At 65.9% G+C, this 15,064-nt stretch carries 16 protein-coding genes; 10 read left to right on the top strand and 6 right to left on the bottom strand.

What is annotated here, in order from left to right:
• Nucleotides 1-14 precede the first annotated feature (14 nt).
• Nucleotides 15-1,547, bottom strand: coding sequence for a molybdopterin-dependent oxidoreductase (locus VFH65_RS25125; protein ID WP_353325231.1), 1,533 nt, complete (start codon nt 1,545-1,547; stop codon nt 15-17).
• 87 nt (nt 1,548-1,634) lie between these two features.
• Between VFH65_RS25125 and VFH65_RS25130 the strand changes: the two genes are divergently transcribed.
• Genes VFH65_RS25130 through VFH65_RS25140 form a run of 3 tightly spaced genes read left to right on the top strand, consistent with a single transcriptional unit; the run spans nt 1,635 to nt 5,560 of the window.
• Nucleotides 1,635-2,393 (top strand): SDR family NAD(P)-dependent oxidoreductase, encoded by a 759-nt coding sequence (locus tag VFH65_RS25130; RefSeq protein WP_353325232.1) that lies wholly within the window; start codon nt 1,635-1,637, stop codon nt 2,391-2,393.
• A 23-nt stretch (nt 2,394-2,416) separates the two neighbouring features.
• Nucleotides 2,417-4,153 (top strand): ubiquinone-dependent pyruvate dehydrogenase, encoded by a 1,737-nt coding sequence (gene poxB, locus VFH65_RS25135; protein ID WP_353325234.1) that lies wholly within the window; start codon nt 2,417-2,419, stop codon nt 4,151-4,153.
• Nucleotides 4,154-4,201: 48 nt separating this feature from the next.
• Nucleotides 4,202-5,560 (top strand): neutral zinc metallopeptidase, encoded by a 1,359-nt coding sequence (locus tag VFH65_RS25140; RefSeq protein WP_353325235.1) that lies wholly within the window; start codon nt 4,202-4,204, stop codon nt 5,558-5,560.
• Between the two features lie 9 nt (nt 5,561-5,569).
• Here VFH65_RS25140 and VFH65_RS25145 read toward each other — a convergent pair whose 3' ends face one another.
• Complete coding sequence (locus VFH65_RS25145; RefSeq protein WP_353325237.1) at nt 5,570-6,244, bottom strand: winged helix-turn-helix transcriptional regulator; 675 nt, start codon at nt 6,242-6,244, stop codon at nt 5,570-5,572.
• Between the two features lie 124 nt (nt 6,245-6,368).
• Here VFH65_RS25145 and VFH65_RS25150 point away from each other — a divergent pair, with 124 nt between their 5' ends.
• Together VFH65_RS25150 and VFH65_RS25155 are read left to right on the top strand one after the other, a co-directional pair.
• A complete protein-coding gene (locus VFH65_RS25150) occupies nt 6,369-7,196 on the top strand; it encodes a class I SAM-dependent methyltransferase (RefSeq protein ID WP_353325239.1) in 828 nt (275 codons plus the stop codon).
• A gap of 12 nt (nt 7,197-7,208) precedes the next feature.
• Complete coding sequence (locus tag VFH65_RS25155) at nt 7,209-8,273, top strand: phosphotransferase family protein (RefSeq protein ID WP_353325240.1); 1,065 nt, start codon at nt 7,209-7,211, stop codon at nt 8,271-8,273.
• Here the strand turns inward: VFH65_RS25155 and VFH65_RS25160 are convergent.
• The gene (locus tag VFH65_RS25160) at nt 8,270-9,034 is read right to left on the bottom strand and encodes a sulfite exporter TauE/SafE family protein (protein ID WP_353325242.1); all 765 of its coding nucleotides are present in this window, start codon (nt 9,032-9,034) and stop codon (nt 8,270-8,272) included. The genes VFH65_RS25155 and VFH65_RS25160 overlap by 4 nt on opposite strands.
• 68 nt (nt 9,035-9,102) lie before the next feature.
• On the opposite strand from VFH65_RS25160, the gene VFH65_RS25165 reads away from it, so the two are divergent.
• On the top strand, nt 9,103-9,921 hold the full coding sequence (locus tag VFH65_RS25165) for a Fic family protein (RefSeq protein WP_353325244.1): 819 nt from the start codon (nt 9,103-9,105) through the stop codon (nt 9,919-9,921).
• Here VFH65_RS25165 and VFH65_RS25170 read toward each other — a convergent pair.
• Nucleotides 9,918-10,313 carry an ANTAR domain-containing protein gene (locus VFH65_RS25170; protein ID WP_353325246.1) on the bottom strand — a complete coding sequence of 132 codons (396 nt, stop codon included), beginning with the start codon at nt 10,311-10,313 and terminating at the stop codon, nt 9,918-9,920. The two genes, VFH65_RS25165 and VFH65_RS25170, sit on opposite strands and share 4 nt — an antisense overlap.
• Before the next feature lie 193 nt (nt 10,314-10,506).
• On the opposite strand from VFH65_RS25170, the gene VFH65_RS25175 reads away from it, so the two are divergent.
• Nucleotides 10,507-10,995 carry a homocitrate synthase gene (locus VFH65_RS25175; protein WP_414688503.1) on the top strand — a complete coding sequence of 163 codons (489 nt, stop codon included), beginning with the start codon at nt 10,507-10,509 and terminating at the stop codon, nt 10,993-10,995.
• 6 nt (nt 10,996-11,001) lie between these two features.
• On the opposite strand, the gene VFH65_RS25180 is transcribed toward VFH65_RS25175, so the two are convergent.
• Complete coding sequence (locus tag VFH65_RS25180) at nt 11,002-12,483, bottom strand: cytochrome P450 (RefSeq protein ID WP_353325247.1); 1,482 nt, start codon at nt 12,481-12,483, stop codon at nt 11,002-11,004.
• Between the two features lie 119 nt (nt 12,484-12,602).
• Between VFH65_RS25180 and VFH65_RS25185 the strand changes: the two genes are divergently transcribed.
• The gene (locus VFH65_RS25185) at nt 12,603-13,232 is read left to right on the top strand and encodes a TetR/AcrR family transcriptional regulator (protein WP_353325249.1); all 630 of its coding nucleotides are present in this window, start codon (nt 12,603-12,605) and stop codon (nt 13,230-13,232) included.
• Here VFH65_RS25185 and VFH65_RS25190 read toward each other — a convergent pair.
• Nucleotides 13,203-13,661: a winged helix-turn-helix transcriptional regulator gene (locus VFH65_RS25190; protein ID WP_353325250.1), complete on the bottom strand. Its 459-nt coding sequence runs from the start codon at nt 13,659-13,661 to the stop codon at nt 13,203-13,205. The two genes, VFH65_RS25185 and VFH65_RS25190, sit on opposite strands and share 30 nt — an antisense overlap.
• 60 nt (nt 13,662-13,721) lie before the next feature.
• Between VFH65_RS25190 and VFH65_RS25195 the strand changes: the two genes are divergently transcribed.
• Nucleotides 13,722-14,594: an NAD(P)H-binding protein gene (locus VFH65_RS25195; protein WP_353325251.1), complete on the top strand. Its 873-nt coding sequence runs from the start codon at nt 13,722-13,724 to the stop codon at nt 14,592-14,594.
• 17 nt (nt 14,595-14,611) lie between these two features.
• The coding region (locus VFH65_RS25200) for an SDR family NAD(P)-dependent oxidoreductase (RefSeq protein WP_353325253.1) at nt 14,612-15,064 on the top strand (453 nt) is incomplete at its 3' end.

Here is a 15,064-nt window from a genome sequence, read left to right on the forward strand (position 1 = left end):
GCACTGTCGCGGAGTTATTTCACGGCGAAGGAGACGGTGTGCCAGCCGGTGGCGCCGTCGGGGATGGGGTCGGCGAGCTCGGACGTCTGGACGGCGCCGGAGTTGTCGGTGGCCCGCACGCTGATGGTGTGCAAGCCGGGTTCGTCCGCCTGCCACGGGAAACTCCACAGCCGCCACGTGTCGTTGGAGTAGCTCGCGCCGAGTTCGGCCGGGCGCCACTGCCCGTCATCGATGCGGACCTCGACGGCGCGCACGCCGCGGTTCTGCGCCCACGCGACGCCGCCGAACGTCACCGGGCCGCGGGCGACGTCCTGACCACTGCGGGGCACATCGATGCGGGACTCGGTCTTGATCGGTCCGCGGGCCGACCAGCCCAGCCGCGTCCAATACGCCTCGGCGCGATCGAATCGCGTCAGCTCCAGATCGACAACCCACTTGGTGGCCGAGACGTAGCCGTAAAGGCCCGGCACCACCAGGCGTGCTGGGTAACCGTGCTCGGTGGGCAGCGGCTGACCGTTCATGCCGATCGCCAGCAGGGAATCGCGACCGTCGGTGAGGGCCTCGACGGGACTGCCCGCGGTGAACCCATCGATCGACATGGACAGCACCATGTCGGCGTCGCTGTGAACACCAGCTTCCGCCAACAGATCTCGCACCCGATAGCCCGTCCACGACGCGTTTCCGATGAGATCTCCGCCAACCGGATTGGACACGCAGGTCAGCGTCACCACCTTCTCGACGACGTCGAATCGCTGAAGATCTTCGAAGGTCAAGGTGACCTCGCGATCCACCATGCCGTGGATCTTCAGCTGCCAGTCGTTGCGGCTCAGCTGCGGCACCGTCAGCGCGGTGTCGATTCGGTAAAAGTCGGCATTGCTGGTGATAAACGACGGCAGCGCAACGCCTTTCGGCTGCACGGTAGCGGGCACGGCGGGGGCGCCGACGTCCACCTGCGGCAACGCGAACGCGTCACGGTCGCCGGCCACCGACGACGTCAGACGGGACAGGACCGCGCCACCGACTCCACTGAGTGCACCCGCCCCGAGGAAGCCGAGCGTCACCAGTGAGAGCCGTCGGCCGCGGTCGGGGGAGTCAGGGGCATCGTCGGCCACTGGCTCGTCGGTGAACCGTCCCGAGATAAGCAGCCGCAACACCGCGACACCGCAAGCGGTTCCGACGAGTGTCGGGACGATGTCGACGACCGACGCACCGGCCCGCGACAGCACCGCCGCGCACCCCGCGATGCCGGCAGCCACGATCGCGATGCTGCCCACAGGCAGTCGACGCGTCTCGGCTATCGCGGCGACGGTGGCAACGACGGCGATCACCACCAGCACGAGCACGGACAGAACGAGCTTGTCGGCCATGCCAAAGGTCTGGATTGCCCACTCTTTGACCGGCCCTGGGGTCAGGTCGATGACCGTCGATCCGACTGCGGTACGGGCGTCGGCCTGCGGCCCGAACGCGACGGCGATCAACTGGGTTACCCCGAGCGCCACGGCGGCGGCCGCAACACCGGCCAACGCCTTCGTCCCCCGCGCTGTCATGGCGCCAAAGGTACCTGGGCGAATCACCCGAAAGGCTTACAGTAATGTGCGTCGAAAGGGATCGTCACAGTCTTGAAAGGAAGCTGGATGGAGATCGAGGGCAAGAAGGCCGTCGTCGTTGGTGGGGCATCAGGGTTTGGGCGGGCGACCGCCGAGGCGTTGGCCAAGCGCGGCGCCAGCGTGGCGGTGCTTGATCGCCCGCAGTCGAAGGGCAAGGAAGTCGCCGAAACCATCGGTGGGTCCTTCTACGAGCTCGACGTCACCGACTTCGCCGGCACGGAGCTGGTCCTTCAGCAGGCCGTCGACGGCCTCGGCGGCTTGCACATCGCGGTGACCACCGCGGGCGGCGGAATCGGCGAGCGCACCATCAGCAAGACCGGTCCCCACAGCCTTGATTCGTTCCGCGCCAGCGTGGATCTCAACCTGATCGGCACCTTCAACATCAGCCGGTTGGCGGCGTGGCAGATGAGCAAGAACGAGCCGGAGGACGAGGAGCGCGGCGTCATCATCAACACCGCGTCGATCGCCGCGTTCGAAGGGCAGATCGGCCAGGTCGCGTACACGGCGTCGAAGGCGGCCATCGCCGGTATGTGCCTGACGATGGCGCGCGACCTCGGGAGCATGGGCATCCGCGTGTTGGCGATCGCTCCTAGCTTGTTCGCCACCGGGCTGACCGAGGGCATTCCCGACGAGTTCGCCGCGCAACTGACCAAGGACGCCGCGTTCCCCAAGCGCCTCGGCCGGCCGGACGAGTACGCCAAGCTGGCCGTCGCGATCGTGGAGAACGCGATGCTCAACGGCCAGTGCATCCGGTTGGACGCGGGCCAGCGCTTCGCCCCCAAGTAGTCGGGCGGCGCTACGCTGCGCACGTGGCGACTGTTGCTGATCATGTCATCTCGGCTCTGACGAATAGTGGTGTTCGACGTGTCTACGGCCTGCCGGGCGACAGCCTCAACGGCTTCACCGACGCGATCCGGCGCTCCGGCGAAATCACCTGGGAGCACGTTCGTCACGAAGAGACCGCAGCATTCGCGGCGGCGGCCGACGCGGCGTTGACGGATCAGCTCGCGGTCTGCGCGGGCAGTTGCGGTCCCGGCAATCTGCATCTGATCAACGGCCTGTTCGACGCGCAGCGCAGCCGTGTCCCGGTGCTGGCGATCGCGGCGCACATCCCGCGCAGCGAGATCGGCTCCGATTACTTCCAGGAGACGCATCCGCAGGACCTGTTCCGCGAATGCAGCGTCTACTGCGAACTGGTCAGCACTGCGGAGATGGCGCCACGCATTCTCGAGATGGCGATGCGGACCGCCGTCGAAGAGCGCGGGGTGGCTGTCGTCGTGATCCCCGGCGAGATCTTCCTGCAACGCGCCAACGCCTCGGGGTGGCAAGCACATCCCGTTGTCGCGACGCGCTCGGTGGTGTGCCCCGACGACGAGTCGTTGCGCCGAGCGGCGGCGATCCTCAACGACGCCGAGGCCGTCACGATCCTCGCAGGCGCAGGTGTCGCAGGCGCCCACGACGCCGTGATTCAGCTTGCCTCGACGCTCGGTGCGCCGATCGTTCATGCGTTGCGCGGCAAGGAGTTCATCGAATACGACAACCCGTTCGACGTCGGCATGACCGGTCTGCTCGGGTTCGCGTCGGGCTACAAGGCGATCAAGGAGGCCGACGCGCTGCTGATGCTGGGCACCGACTTCCCGTATCAGCAGTTCTATCCCGACCACGCCAAGGTGATCCAGGTCGACATCCGCGGCCGTCACCTCGGCCGTCGCACGCCAATCGACCTGGGACTCGTTGGCGCCGTCAAAGATACGGTCGCCGCGCTGCAGCCGCTGCTGCGTCAGAAGGAACGCCGCGAGCACCTGGACCGCTCGCTGCGCCATTACCGCAAGACCCGCAAGACGATGGACGACCTGGCGGTCAACGACCGCGACCGCACCCCGATCCGGCCGGAATACGTTGCGGGACTTGCTAATCGGTTGGCCGCCGAAAATGCCGTCTTCACAGTCGACGTCGGGTCGCCGGTGGTGTGGGCGGCGCGGTACGTCACGATGAACGGCCGACGCAGGCTGGTCGGCTCGTTCAACCACGGCACCATGGCGTGCGCGCTGCCGCACGCGATCGGCGCGCAGACGGCGTTCCGCGATCGTCAGGTGGTCGCGCTGGCAGGCGACGGCGGCTTGACCATGTTGTTCGGCGAGCTGGTGACGCTGCTCCAGAATCGCTTGCCGGTGAAGGTGATCGTCTTCAACAACTCGTCGCTGAACTTCGTCGAGTTGGAGATGAAGGCCGCCGGCATCGTCAACTTCGGCACCGACCTGGTGAACCCGAATTTCGCCTCCGTCGCGCAGGCGATGGGCATCTTCGGACGACGCGTCGATCAGCCGGCCGAGTTGGAGCAGGCGTTGGTCGATGCGTTCGCGCACGACGGACCGGCCGTCGTCGACGTGGTGACAGCACGTCAGGAGCTGTCGATACCGCCTGCCATCACCGTCGAGCAGGCGAAGGGTTTCTCGCTATACGCGATCCGCACCATCTTGGCGGGGCGGGCCGACGAGCTGCTCGACCTGGTCACCACCAACGTCGCGCGCCGCATTCTCGACTGATCACTGCGCTTTGCAGCCAATTCTGATCTTGACCGCTAAAGTTTGCCCATGCGCATCAAGGTGTGGTCACTAGCTGCTGCCGTTTTGCTCCTTGCGGCATGCGGCGGGTCGAAGCCGGAAGTGTCCGGAGAGGCGTCGAAAACGTCGTCGCCGCCCGACACCAGCAACATCACGATCGAGGGCGATGCGTCGGATCCGGTCAACAAGATCGCCATCCAGGCCATTGCCGACCTCGAGCAGTTCTGGGGTGAGCAGTACCCGAACCTCTACAACAGTGATTGGGAGCCGATAAGCGGCGGCTACTACGCCGTCTACCCCTCAGGGCGCGACGTACCACCTTGCGCGAACGCGGCCGACGATGTCGCAATGAATGCGTTCTACTGCTCGACCGAGGACGTGGTGGCCTGGGACGCAGAGGAGTTATTGCCCGGCCTGCAGGCAAAATTCGGCGATTTTGCGATCCCGGTAGTGATGGCCCACGAGTGGGGACACGCGGTTCAGGCGCGGTCGAACTTCACCGCGCGCACAGTCACCAGCGAGCTACAGGCCGACTGCTTTGCGGGAGCATGGTCGAAGCACGCCCAGGACGACGGCGTCTTCGACGTCAACGCCGCCGACCTGGACCTTGCCCTGGCCGGTGTGCTCGATCTGCGCGATACGCCGGGCACGTCGAAGATCGACCCGAATGCTCACGGCAGCGGTTTCGACCGGGTCAGCGCATTCCAGGACGGCTACGACAACGGCCTGGAGAAGTGCAAGAACTACCGCGACGACGACCCGATGGTGCTCGAGCTGCCTTTCAGTACCGAGGAGGACGCGGCGCAGGAGGGCAACGCCCCCTACGACTCCATCGTCAACGGCGTGCCCTACGACATCGAGGACTACTGGACCCAGGTCTACCCCGAGCTGACCAACGGGCAGGAGTGGCCACCGCTGCGCAGCATTGAACCGTTCCATCCCGACCAGCCACCGATGTGCGGTGACCAGTCCGCGCAGGGCTACGTGCTGTTCTATTGCGTGCCAGACGATTACGTCGGCTGGGACAACGTGGCGGGCATGCCGCGGGTGTACGAACAGGGCGGCGATTACGCGGTCGCCTCACTGCTGGCCACCCAGTGGGGCTTGGCGGCGCTGACCCGGCTGGGCGACGAGTCGGACGAGAAGACGTCAACCCTGCGCGGCGACTGTCTTGCCGGCGGTTACACGGCCAGCGTGATCCTGTACAACCGCCCGGAGACCAGCACCTACCACATCTCGCCTGGTGACCTCGACGAAGCGATCACGGCACTGTTGGTGTTCCGTGGCGAGGGCGACGTCGAGCGTCAGGGTGCCGGATGGGCACGGGTGAAGGCCTTCCGCGAGGGCGTCATCAACGGGGCTGAGGCCTGCCTGGATTATCAGGCGTAGCAACGCCTTTCACGCCGGGCGGGGCACCGCCGACAATAACGACTGACCGATCCAGCCGGGGATGGCTCGGCGAACCTCGGCGGGGCCGGACACCGCGACGCTGCCGTCGAGCAGTGCATGCGGCCAGCTGACGTCGCCACGCCAGATGCGGGTGAGCGTGCGCAGGCTCGTCTCGACGGTGCCAACCGCCTCGTAGCCCGGGTCGAAGTCGCACACGTCGGCCTCGCCGTCGGCGACCACCAGCCACCACCGCGACACCCGTGGCGCCACCCCGTCGAGGCGGAACGCCAGCGTGGTCCGCGACCGCGGCCACTCGGCGACGGGAATGGTGCGCCGAATGTCCCACATCAGCAGATGGGGGTCGAGGTCCTCCTCACCGAGTTCGCCGATCCAGCGCACGCCCCAGCTGCCGAGCGCGTCGACCACCTCGGTGAGCTCCTTGCCGCATTCCGTGAGCGAGTACGTGGTGCGGCCGTCGATTTCGGCGCGTTCGACGACGCCGGCGCGGGCGAGCGACTTCAGTCGTTTCGACAACAGCGCCGGAGACATCTTCGGTACGCCACGGCGCAAATCGTTGAAGTGCCTGCTGCCAAGCAGCAGTTCGCGGACGACGAGCAGCGTCCATCGCTCGTCGAGTAGCTCCATCGCCTTGGCGACCGGACAGAATTGGCCGTATCCGGACATTTGCGCACCTCCCGGCGTTGAGTGAGCAGTACAGATATGGAACCAGTGCTAGTACAGATTTGTAACTAGATCCGTGCGATCGGCGGCGAGACCATGTTTGCACCGATCAAGGGAGGAATCGACCATGAGCAACCCAACACCAACCGTTGACACCCAAGCAGTGGCGGCCAAACATCGCGCCATGTGGGCGTCTGGCGACTACGCGAAACTCGCGGCCGAACTCGTCGCGCCGCTGGGACCCGTGCTGGTAGAGGCCACCGGCATCGGGCCGGGCGATCGAGTGCTGGACGTGGCAGCCGGCACCGGGAATGCGGCTATTCCCGCCGCAGAGACTGGGGCGAGCGTCGTCGCCAGCGACCTATGCCCGGAACTGTTGGAGCAAGGCAGCCGAGTGGCCGCGGAACGCGGCGTCGACCTCGAATGGCGCGAGGCCAACGCGCATGAATTACCTTTCGGGGACAACGAATTCGATGTGGTGATGTCCTGTATCGGCGTGATGTTCGCGCCGTTCCATCAGCTCGCCGCCGGCGAGTTGGTTCGGGTGTGCAAACCGGGCGGCAGAATCGGTTTGATCAGCTGGACGCCCGAGGGCCACATCGGCCAGTTGTGGGCCGCGATGAAGCCGTACGCTCCGGCACCGCCTCCTGGCGCGCAACCGCCTCCGCTGTGGGGTCAAGAAGATCATGTCCGCGCGCTGCTCGGCGACCACGTCACCGATGTCGTCACCGAGCGGCGGATGCTGACCGTTGACCACTTCGCCGACGGCGCCGAGTTCCGCGACTACTTCAAGGCGGTCTACGGGCCGACGATCGCGGTGTACCGCAACATCGAGAGCGACGCGGAGCGCGTCGCCGAACTCGACGCGGCCATCGCCCAGGTGGGCGACAGCGTCTTGAGCAGCTCATCGAGCATGGAATGGGAGTACTTGCTGCTGACTGCACGCAACGCCTGAGACCATGTCGGTGTGCCCGACGACGCGCCGCTGCCGACACTGTCCGACGCCGACCAGGCGGCATTGCAGCGCTGGATGCGCGCGCAGGGTATCGGCGAGTCGGTCACCGGCGTTGAGCCGCTGACCGGCGGGACGCAGAACATCGTCGTCCGGCTTTTGGTCGACGGGCGGCCCATGGTGCTGCGACGGCCACCGGTACATCCTCGGCCGACGAGCGACAAGACGATGCTGCGTGAGATCGCCGCGCTGCGCACATTGGCAGGTTCGTCGGTGCCGCATCCCGGCTTCATCGCGGGTTGCGACGATCTTGACGTGCTCGGCGTGGTGTTCTACCTGATGGAGGAGGTCGACGGCTTCAACCCCGGTGACAGCATGGAGGAGGTGTACGTCCGCAACTCCGACTGGCGACATCGGGTTGGCTTGTCCTACGCGGCCAGCCTGGCGAAGCTCGGCAACGTGGCATGGAAAGGCAGTCCGCTGGCCGAGCTCAAACGGCCGGGATCCTTTCTAGAGCGCCAGGTTCCGCAGTTTCTCCGGCTGCTGGACAGCTATCGCCACGACAGCTATGAGCCGGAGTCGCTGGCCGTCGCGGACCTGGCGGCGTGGCTGGAGTCAAACCGCCCGGCGGATGGCGAGCCAGGAATCATGCACGGCGACCCGCATCTGAGCAATGTTCTGCTCCGCCGCGACAAGCCGGAGTTGGCTGCGTTCGTCGACTGGGAGATGTGCACGGTCGGCGACCCACTGCTGGATCTGGGTTGGATGCTGATCTGTTGGCCGCTGGAGACAAACACGATCACCGCCGGAGCCCAGCTGGCTGCACTCGGCGGGCTCGCGACCCGCCGCGAGCTCCTCGAGGCGTACCTGGCGGCCGGGGGACGTGAGACGTCAAGTCTCGATTGGTATGTCGCGATGGCGTGTTTCAAACTGGGCATCGTGATCGAGGGCACTTGGTCACGGTTTCTGATAGGGCAGGCCAGCCGCGATGCGGGGGAACGACTACATGCCAACGCGCAGAACCTGATCGACATGGGCACTCGAGTTGCCAAGGGCGACAGCCCATTCGCACTGACTTAGCCGTACGTATCGACACCAAGCTTGATTGCCAGCGCCAGGCCCGAGGCCCCGATTATCACTCGCAGAGGGCCGGCGGGCGCGTGCCGGACCACCATCGGCCCCAGTCGCGAGCCGATCAGACATCCGACCCCGAGAGGGATGACGGCGAGCCACTGCACTGGTGCCAGGAATACGAATGCCAGTGCCGCGACGCCATTGGCGACGCCGAGCAGCACGTTCTTACCGGCGTTGGCGTGGGCGAGCGTGTCCTGTCCCGCGCTGAGTAGCAGTGCGAGCAGGAGCACTCCGGCGGCCGCGCCGAAGTAGCCACCGTAGATCGAGATCAGGAAGATCGCGGCGACCTCGAAATAGACGCCGGCCGTATGCCGTTGGTGGCTGGCGACTTTCGCGTATCGATTGGCTCGCCGTGGCAGCACGATTGCGAGCGACGCCACGCCCAGTAGAATCGGAACGACCCGTTCGAAACCTTCTGCGGGCGTGGACAATAAGAGGGCGGCACCTGTGGCACCGCCGAGCGCGGCGGCGGGAACGATGCGCTTGATCCACTCTTCTTGGCCCTTGAGTTCTGGCCGCGACCCCCACACCGACCCGATGCCGTTGAACACCAGGGCGACGGTGTTGGTCACGTTGGCCGTCACGGGCGGCAGGCCGACGAGCAGCAGTGCGGGATAGGTGGCAACCGAGGCGAGTCCCGCGATGCTTCCGGTGAGACCGCCGACGATCCCCGCTGCGGCGAGGAAAGCCGTGTCCCACCATGTCACGATCCTTGACTATGCCCGAGCCCATCTGCCAACGTTCCATCGCATGCCAGCGTGCGCAGGACCGGCCGATGCGGACGCGTGACGCGCTGCCCGATCCTCTTCGGCACGCCATCGAGCAGACGCTGGCCGCTGAACGGCTAGAGGGCTGGCGGCCGACGGACGAGCACGTCGACGCGTTGGTCGCATTGGTCTGCGACGAGACGTCCTTCGGCGACTACTTCGCGGTGTACCGGGCCCGCTATCCGGTTAGCGGCACGCCGGAGCGCCGCGAACAGCGGCACGTCTTTCGGCGCAGGCGACCCTATCTGATCCCGGGAACGACGGTGTTGCGCAACAACTTTGGCATCGATTCGTTCGAAGCGCTTGCAGAGCTGGAATTCGTCGCCACCGCCGCACGCATCACGGCGTGGCATTGCCGGTTGGCGCACGGCGCTGTCGACATACGCGATCTCGACGTTCGCGCCATCCATCAACATGTGTTCGGCGACGTCTACCCTTGGGCGGGCGTCTATCGCGTCACGGAGTTGCGCCGCGGGGACTCGGTCTTCGCATGGCAGTCGTCCGTGGCTCGATCGATGGTGCATGTGCACGAGTCTGCGCGCGCCATCGCGAACCATGGCGCTCGACTGGACGCGCCCGCGCTGGCATACCGGCTTGCCCGTCTCTACGCCGAGTACAACCACATCCATCCGTTCCGGGAGGGCAACGGCAGGACGGGCACATTACTTCTGCATACCGTGGCCGCTCTGCTGGGCCGGCGGCTCGACCTGAGCGACGTCTCCCGGGAGCAGTGGTACGCGGCGTCGCATGACAGCATGCCGTTCCGTCGCGACGGCATGCCCAACCACCGGCCGTTCCTGCCGTTGTTCGTCGGGGCGCTGGGCTAGCAGGCGTCGCTGGCCGCGTCCAGCGGGGACGCCGCCGTGTGCAGGCGCCGGTGAGCTGTCAGCACCAGGTGGTCGGCGCGCTCGCGGACCTCGCGCGGCACGTGTATTCGCGTCGTGAAGTCCTCGATGATCTGCAGCACCAGGGTGCGCAACTTGACGTTGGTCTCCTGAGAGCGCCACACGAGGATGTCGAAGGCCTGTTCGGCGGAGATGCCGTAGGTCATCATCAGGATTCCCTTGGCCTGTTCGATCAGGGCGCGGTGAGCGGTGAAACCCGCGATGGCGGCATCGATGGACGTCTCGTCCCCGAAGTCACTGAGGTCCACATAGAAACCCTGGCTTCCGACGGCGGCGCCGTCGTCATCGCAGAGCCTGTCGCCGATGACGAGCACTGGGTGGATCAGGGCTCTATCCAGAACACGAAACGAAAATTGTTTGCGCGCCGATCAGGGGGCGTCTAGAGTCGCGATCGTGCCGAGGCGACTCGTAGTAGCAACCCGCAGCGGGGTCTGATCCTGACCGACCCCTCGCTGTGGGTCGAAGCTGCTACGTCGGTCGTTCCTGAAAACCAGAGAAGACCGGCACATGACATTTCAATCCGCGACCAGCGCAGCGCCGCTGACATTTGCGGCCCAGATCGGCGCACCAATGCCACGTGGTCTGCGCGAGGAGGCCGACGCGATGTCTTGGGAAGCTTTTCTCGCTGAGTACGCGCCCAGTTCCGGACCGCTGCGGCTGGGCAACTGGACCTGTACCGACGCCAACCGTCCCGCCAGCCAATTGGGTCCGCAGGCCCGCAACTACCAGGCCACCTTGGCGGTCGGGGACCGCATCAGCACCTCTGCTGCGGCCGCTTGCGGTCCCGTCGCAGCGCTGACGGCGATGCTCTACGACCGCGGCATCGCGCTCGAGATGGTCGCCTTTCACCAGGTTCCGGCAGGCGAGAACACCGCGACATTCGTTCGTGGCTCCGACGGCGCCCACGCCGAGTGGGCCATGGGCCTCTCGGACGATCCGACGCAGTCGGCGCTGCGTGCCGTCATCGCCTGCGCGAATCGCCTGCTGACGACCTGACGCCGGTCAGTGCAACGGCCGCAGCACAATCGGCATGCCATCGAGCGGGACCGGCATGCCGCCGTAGTCGTAGCGCGGCTTGTATCCGGGACGGACCAACTCGAGTCGGTACTTGCGCAGCAGTCGATGCATGACGGTTTTGATCTCCAGCTGACCGAACACCATGCCGATGCACTTGTGCGCCCCGCCGCCGAACGGGGCGAACGCGTAGCGGTGCCGCTTGTGCTCCGAGCGGGGCTCGGCAAAGCGGTCCGGATCGAACTTCTCCGGATCCGTCCACAGCTCCGGAAGGCGATGGTTCATCGACGGCCAGGTCACCACATCGGTACCCGCAGGGATGAAGTAGCCGAGTAGGTCGATATCGCGGACCGCCCGCCTGAAGTTCATCGGAAGCGGTGTGGTCATCCGCAGCGATTCGTTGATCACCAGGTCGTAGGTTTCCAGCTTGTCGAGCGCCTCGATGTCCAGCGGCCCGTCGCCGATGCGGGCCGACTCGTCGCGGCAGCGCTCCTGCCATTCCGGGTTGGCCGCCAGGTGGTAGGCCATCGTCGTCATCGTCGACGTCGAGGTGTCGTGGGCCGCCATCATCAAGAAGATCATGTGCGCGACGATGTCGTTGTCGCTGAACCGCTGCCCGTCCTCGTCTTCGGCGTGGCATAGCACGCTGAGCATGTCTGTGCCGCTGCCGCTGCGCTTTTCGGCGACGCGTTCCGAGAAGTAGTCCTCGAGGGTCTTGCGGGCCTCGATGCCGCGCCACCAGGTCAGGGGGCGGACCGGTTTGCGCACGATTGCGTTACCGGCTCGCGTGGTCGTGGTGAAGGCCTGGTTGATGGTGGTCACCAGCGCCTTATCGGTACCGGGTTCGTGGCCCATGAACACCACCGACGCGATGTCGAGGGTGAGCTCCTTGGCGGCGGGATGGAACAGGAATCTCGGGTCATCGGCCACCCAGTCGTTGGCCAGCACCTGCGTTGCCACTGAGTCGATGTGTTTCACATACCCCGACAGCCGCGTACGGGTGAAGGCCTCTTGCATGATGCGGCGGTGGAACATGTGCTCGTCGAAGTCGAGCAACATCAGACCGCGATCGAAGAACGGCCCGATGACCGGATCCCATGCGCGCTGGGAGAACTCCTTGTTGCGGTTGGAGAACACCGCCTGCGTCGCATCGGGACCCAATGCCAGCACCGACGACAGCGCGGGCGTCTGCTGGTAATGAATCGGGCCGTACCTGCGGTACACGTCCAGGGCGAAGTCGGGCCCACCGCGGAAGAACTCGATCATGTGGCCGATGATCGGCAGGCCCGAATCGCCCATCACGGGCTTGAGGCCACTGTCCGCCGGCGGTTCGGCCAGCACGAACTGGTCCCACTGCCGTTCCTTCAGCCGCTTTTCGGCCACGCCCATGCCCGGGATCGTGACGGGCGTCGGCTTCAACCGCCGTTTGGCCTGATCGAGCAGGTAATCGGTAGTGCTGATCGTCGCCATGCAATGCTCCTCAGCGAAAAGACTGTGGCCGTTGTCACTCCTAATCTTCATCCTGGATGGCAGACTTGACGCATGTCAAGTTTGGGATCCGGCGCGTCGCGGTGCGAAGGTCTACGGCGATGAATGCCCAACCCGCTCCGGAGGTCCGTCGCACCCGCGGCGACCGGCAGCGCGATGCCATCGTGACTGCGGTCCGCGAACTGCTCGAGGAGCGGCCGTTCAGCGATCTGTCGGTGAGCACGATCAGCGAGCGGGCCGGCGTCGCTCGGTCGGGCTTCTACTTCTACTTCGACTCGAAATACGCAGTGCTCGCGGTGATCCTGGCCGACGCAGGCGACCTGCTCGACAATCTGACGCACGATTTCGCGCCGCGCGAGCCAGGGGAGACTCCATCGGCCTTCGCGAAGCGGATGGTCGGCAGTGCCGCGGCGGTATACGCCACCAATGACCCGATCATGAGCGCCTGTGCGGTGGCGAGGAATACCGATGCGCAGATCCGGGAAATGATGGACGACTTCGCCGACGGCGTCATCGACAAGATCGTCACGCTCATTGAGCAGGACACCGACGCGCGACCAATTTCCGACGACCTGCCCGCGCTGGTGCGGACGCTGGCTGCCACGACCACGATGACGCTCACCCATGACAGCGCGTTCGTCGGCCGCGGTCAGGATCCGGCTCGCGCCGTCGAGATGGTCGAGCGGCTGTGGCTATACGGATTATGGGGTGGGCGCCCACTCGGCGACTAGCTGCCGGTCGTATTCCTCGCGGGCCTTGGCGACGTGATCGTTGTGTGTGAACGCCCATTCCGCGACCTTCGCGAGGATGCCGTGCAGGCCGTGACCGAGTTCGGTCAGCTCGTAATCGACTCGCGGTGGGACGACGGGATGCACGGTGCGGGTCACAAGGCCGTCGCGCTCGAGGCCGCGAAGCGTTCGTGTCAGCATCCGTTGCGACACAAGGCCGATCGACCGCTTGAGCTCGGTGAAGCGCATCGGTCGTTCCCCCAGCAGCGTGATCACCAAAACAGACCACTTATCGCCGATGCGGTCGAGGACATCGCGGACCGGGCACGCACCGAGCACTGTGTCGGGCGCCACGGCTAACCACTTGCTCAACGTCGGGACCTGCGGGGTTACCGCGGTGTGCCTGACGGACGCCAAAGTGCCTTCTTGCATCGCTTCTCCTAGTTCCGCACGATGTGGTCAGTATCAAACAGTAACCGGTTGGGAGACCACATGGCAGTCATCGGGATTACCGGAGCCTCCGGAACGCTCGGCCGGCGCACCGCGCAGTACGTGCTGGCGTCGCACCGGCCGGCCGACCTCGTGCTGTTCAGTCGCAGACCGGCCGCGCTCGCCGAATTCACCGATGCCGGTGCGATCGTCCGGCATGCGGACTTCGACCAGCCGGACACCCTGGCGACCGCTTTCGGTGGAGTCGATGTGCTGCTGCTGGTCTCCACCGACGCGGTGGGGCACAGGCGACCGCAGCACGAGGCTGCCATCAAGGCCGCCGCCGCAGCCGGGGTAAGCCGCATCGCATACACGTCAATGTCCAACCCCGACAGCGAATTTCCCATCGCGCTGCGCCCACTGTCCGACGACCACGCTGCCACTGAGGACGCACTGCGCCGCGCCGGACCGTCGTGGACGATGCTGCGCAACGGTCTCTACATCGACCTCTTGGCTCCCGGCTGGGCACAGGCAGGCGCCGCCGGGACCCTCGTCACCAATAACGGAGACGGGCGGCACGCGCCGGTGACACGTGATGACTGCGCGGCCGCCGCGGCCGCGGTTCTTCTCGGCGACGGGTACGACAACACGGTCTACGACATCGCGGGGCCACGACTGCTCGACGACGATGCGATCGCGGCCGTGCTGGCGGCCCGCTACGGGCGATCGGTCGAAGTCCTTCACGTGTCCGACGAGCAGTACGAGAAGGGGCTGGTGGCCGCGGGGCTGCCGGCCGAGATGACGGGCGTGCTGACTGGATTCGGCGCGAGCGTCCGCGCCGGCCTGCTGGAAACGCCGCTGGGCGACATTGAGAAGCTGCTCGGTCGCGCGCCTGTGGGCATCGAGGAGTTCCTCGCCAAAGACCAGGCGGCCTAGCCGGTATCGTCTGCGCCATGGCGCAGGGGAGCGGTTTTGCCGGTAAGCGTTGTTTTCTCACCGGAGCCGCCAGCGGCATCGGGCGGGCGACCGCCCTGAAGTTGGCCGCCGAGGGCGCCGAGCTCTACCTCACCGACCGTGACGCGGAAGGCTTGGAGAAGACCGTCGCCGACGCCCGTGCGCTGGGCGCGCAGGTGCCCGAATACCGGGTCCTCGACATCTCGAACTACGAGGATGTGGCCGCGTTCGCCTCGCGCATCCACGACAACCATCCGGCGATGGATGTGGTGATGAACATCGCCGGGGTGTCGGCTTGGGGCACAGTCGACCAGCTCACCCATCAGCACTGGAAGTCGATGGTCGACATCAACTTGATGGGGCCGATCCACGTCATCGAAACGTTCATGCCGCCCATGCTGGCCGCCCGCAACGGCGGGCACCTGGTCAACGTGTCGTCGGCTGCCGGACTG

Source organism: Mycobacterium sp. (genome assembly GCF_035697385.1).
Classification (GTDB): Bacteria; Actinomycetota; Actinomycetes; order Mycobacteriales; family Mycobacteriaceae; genus Mycobacterium.

Excerpts from the sequence above, each read along its gene's own strand:
- VFH65_RS25150 (WP_353325239.1), top strand. The coding sequence starts at position 6,369 with ATGAGCAACCCAACACCAACCGTTGACACCCAAGCAGTGGCGGCCAAA.
- VFH65_RS25140 (WP_353325235.1), top strand. The coding sequence starts at position 4,202 with ATGCGCATCAAGGTGTGGTCACTAGCTGCTGCCGTTTTGCTCCTTGCG.
- VFH65_RS25125 (WP_353325231.1), bottom strand. The coding sequence starts at position 1,547 with ATGACAGCGCGGGGGACGAAGGCGTTGGCCGGTGTTGCGGCCGCCGCC.
- VFH65_RS25145 (WP_353325237.1), bottom strand. The coding sequence starts at position 6,244 with ATGTCCGGATACGGCCAATTCTGTCCGGTCGCCAAGGCGATGGAGCTA.
- VFH65_RS25175 (WP_414688503.1), top strand. The coding sequence starts at position 10,507 with ATGACATTTCAATCCGCGACCAGCGCAGCGCCGCTGACATTTGCGGCC.
- VFH65_RS25190 (WP_353325250.1), bottom strand. The coding sequence starts at position 13,661 with ATGCAAGAAGGCACTTTGGCGTCCGTCAGGCACACCGCGGTAACCCCG.
- VFH65_RS25180 (WP_353325247.1), bottom strand. The coding sequence starts at position 12,483 with ATGGCGACGATCAGCACTACCGATTACCTGCTCGATCAGGCCAAACGG.
- VFH65_RS25185 (WP_353325249.1), top strand. The coding sequence starts at position 12,603 with ATGAATGCCCAACCCGCTCCGGAGGTCCGTCGCACCCGCGGCGACCGG.
- VFH65_RS25165 (WP_353325244.1), top strand. The coding sequence starts at position 9,103 with ATGCGGACGCGTGACGCGCTGCCCGATCCTCTTCGGCACGCCATCGAG.
- VFH65_RS25195 (WP_353325251.1), top strand. The coding sequence starts at position 13,722 with ATGGCAGTCATCGGGATTACCGGAGCCTCCGGAACGCTCGGCCGGCGC.
- VFH65_RS25130 (WP_353325232.1), top strand. The coding sequence starts at position 1,635 with ATGGAGATCGAGGGCAAGAAGGCCGTCGTCGTTGGTGGGGCATCAGGG.